The sequence below is a fragment of the Nesterenkonia sp. F genome, assembly GCF_000220985.1.
GTDB lineage: Bacteria > Actinomycetota > Actinomycetes > Actinomycetales > Micrococcaceae > Nesterenkonia.
Window position 1 is genome coordinate 1 of the sequence record NZ_AFRW01000087.1, and the last position, 2,364, is coordinate 2,364.

The following is a 2,364-nucleotide window of genomic DNA, read 5'->3' on the forward strand; positions in this document are numbered from 1 at the left end:
GCTAGGGCGTGTTCCATGTCGGTGTGGATCCACATCAGCGTGGCGACCAGAGCGTTCGCAGCGTGCTAGGACATGTCTCATAAATATAGACGGATGCAACTGAGACCCTGTGAAGATGTCTCGCTTCCAACTGCTCTCCGATGATCAGTGGGCGTTGATCGCGCCATTCCTCCCGACACGGACGGGTCGGCGGGGCCGACCGTTCTCGGACGCGCGAACGGTGGTCGAGGGCATCATCTATCGATACCGGTGCGGGATCGCCTGGCGGGACCTGCCCCGGGAGTTCGGCCCCTGGCAGACCGTCTGGCGATGGCACCGCAACCTCGCCGCCGACGGGACCTGGGACACGATCCACCAGAGACTGCTGGCCGCCGCTGACCAGGATGACAAGATCGGCTGGACGATCTCGGTGGACTCAACGATCGCCCGCGCCCATCAGCACGCGACCACCATTGCCCGCCACACAGGGGGCTGGGTCGAATTGCATGAATCCGAGGACCGAGCCGCCTGATCATGCTCTGGGCCGCTCTCGCGGCGGGGTCTCGACGAAGGTCCATCAGCTCGTCGATGATCACGGTCTGCCGCTGGTGATCAGTCTTGCTGCCGGCCAGTCCGGCGATGCCCCGGCACTGGTGCCGCTGCTGGAGTCGTTGCGTGTCGAGCGGCCGGTCGGGCGTCCGCGGACCAGGCCTGATGCCCTCCGTGGCGACAAGGCCTACTCCTCGCGGGCGATCCGTACTCATCTGCGCGGCCGTGGGATCCGGGCGGTGATCCCGCAGCCGCGGGATCAGCAGGCCCGCCGGAAGCGACGCGGCTCGGCCGGCGGGCGACCGCCGACCTTCGATCAGACTGAATACACAGGTCGCAACGTCGTCGAGCGGCGCTTCAGTCCTCTCAAGCAGTGGCGTGGACTCGCGACTCGCTACGACAAACTCGCGATCGTCTATCGAGCCGCGATCGTGCTCAACGCGGTCATCGTCTGGGCTCAGCGATGTCCATGAAACGCCGCCGGCTGGTCTACTGGTAGGACACGAACCAGGGCTTGGGGTCGACGTCGAAGGTCTCCTTCGGGCTGAACGTCGGACTGTCCTCGTCGTAGAAGTTCTTCCACGCCATCCACGTGTCCTCCGGCCGAGGGTCGCGCAGCGTGTCCCAGGTCTGCTGCTTCGTCCGTGGATCGCCGTGTCCGTCCGCGTGGAGGGTGATGGCCAGCTGCTCGTGCGAGGTGTCGACGTCCTCGCGGTTCTCGATCATCGACGAGCGGAACTGGTGGAGGATCAGCATCTTCTGGGGCAGGTCGTGCTCGGCGGTGAGCGCCGCCAGCCACTCGGAGACCTCGTTGATCTCCGCGGCGTCGACCGAGCCGATCCGCTCGCCGGGGGCCGCTCCATGGCGCATCCGCCATTCTGGGTCCAAGGCGAGTCCGACATGCGGTTCGGCGAGGAGGTCCTCGTACTGCTCGGCCTGCGAGAGGAAATCGGCGTGTCCGGGCTGAAGATCCAGGACCACGTAGATGCCGGCCTCGCCGGCGGCCTCGATCCAGGGACGCAGCTGCTCCGGATCGGCGGGACGGCTGTAGCCCCCGGTCGGGCCCGGCTGGGAGTCGGCGACGCTGGCGATGATCTCGAAGGCCGGCTGCACCGGTTCCTCGCTGTATCGCTGGTAGTCGTCGGCGAGACTCTGCACGCGGTCGATCGAGGCGTCGAGATCCTGCTGGCCCAGAGCGCCCAGCGTCGCGATCACGGGGGTGCCGTAGAGTGCGACGAAGCGACGATCGGGGAAGAGCGTGTTGCCGCCGCCGGGCAGTTCGACCGGCTCCTGGTTAGCCTCGGCGTCCGTGGATGAACCCGATGAACCCGATGAACCCGATGAACCCGATGAGCCAGAAGGTTCCGGCCCATCAGAGGGCGAGGGGCCTTCTGTCTCTGTGGTCGGCTCCGGAGATGACTGTGCCGGCGACTGTGCCGGCGACTGCTCGGAGGACGTCGACGGGGACTCCGACGGAGGACCTGCGCACGCGCCGAGGGCGATGAGGCCTGCCACAGTCAGCGCGCTCCATCGATGGCTTCGGCGGCGGCGCGACCGCCGACCATCCGGACGAAGCGGGCTCCACCTCGACGGTTCCATCTGACTAGGCCCCTCTCAGTTCAGCGGAGGACGGCGTGTGGGGCGGGGAAGCGTGGTCCGCTCGAACGATCACGCGACGGCGGTCGCCGACGAGCTCCACGCGTCCGAACGGACCCAGCGCCACGCGACCTGATTGGCAGAGAGCCTTGCGGCCCCACGAGGGCAGGAGAATCATCGACTGTCCTGGCCTGATGCCAGGGCAGTAGATGACCACAGTGGCATCCTAATTGCTATCTG

2 protein-coding genes are annotated in these 2,364 nt (G+C 66.8%); one reads left to right on the forward strand and one right to left on the reverse strand.

What is annotated here, in order from left to right; translation table 11 throughout:
* Window positions 1-115: 115 nt before the first annotated feature.
* Window positions 116-1,001, forward strand: a protein-coding gene (locus GU5_RS16745) for an IS5 family transposase (RefSeq protein ID WP_139084364.1) whose coding sequence is annotated in 2 segments (ribosomal slippage) — window positions 116-466 and window positions 468-1,001 — 885 coding nt in all. Because the reading frame shifts where the segments join, the coding sequence is not laid out codon by codon here.
* A gap of 16 nt (window positions 1,002-1,017) precedes the next feature.
* On the opposite strand, the gene GU5_RS0107220 is transcribed toward GU5_RS16745, so the two are convergent.
* Window positions 1,018-1,743: a hypothetical protein gene (locus GU5_RS0107220; protein WP_010524910.1), complete on the reverse strand. Its 726-nt coding sequence runs from the start codon at window positions 1,741-1,743 to the stop codon at window positions 1,018-1,020.
* Window positions 1,744-2,364: the final 621 nt, after the last annotated feature.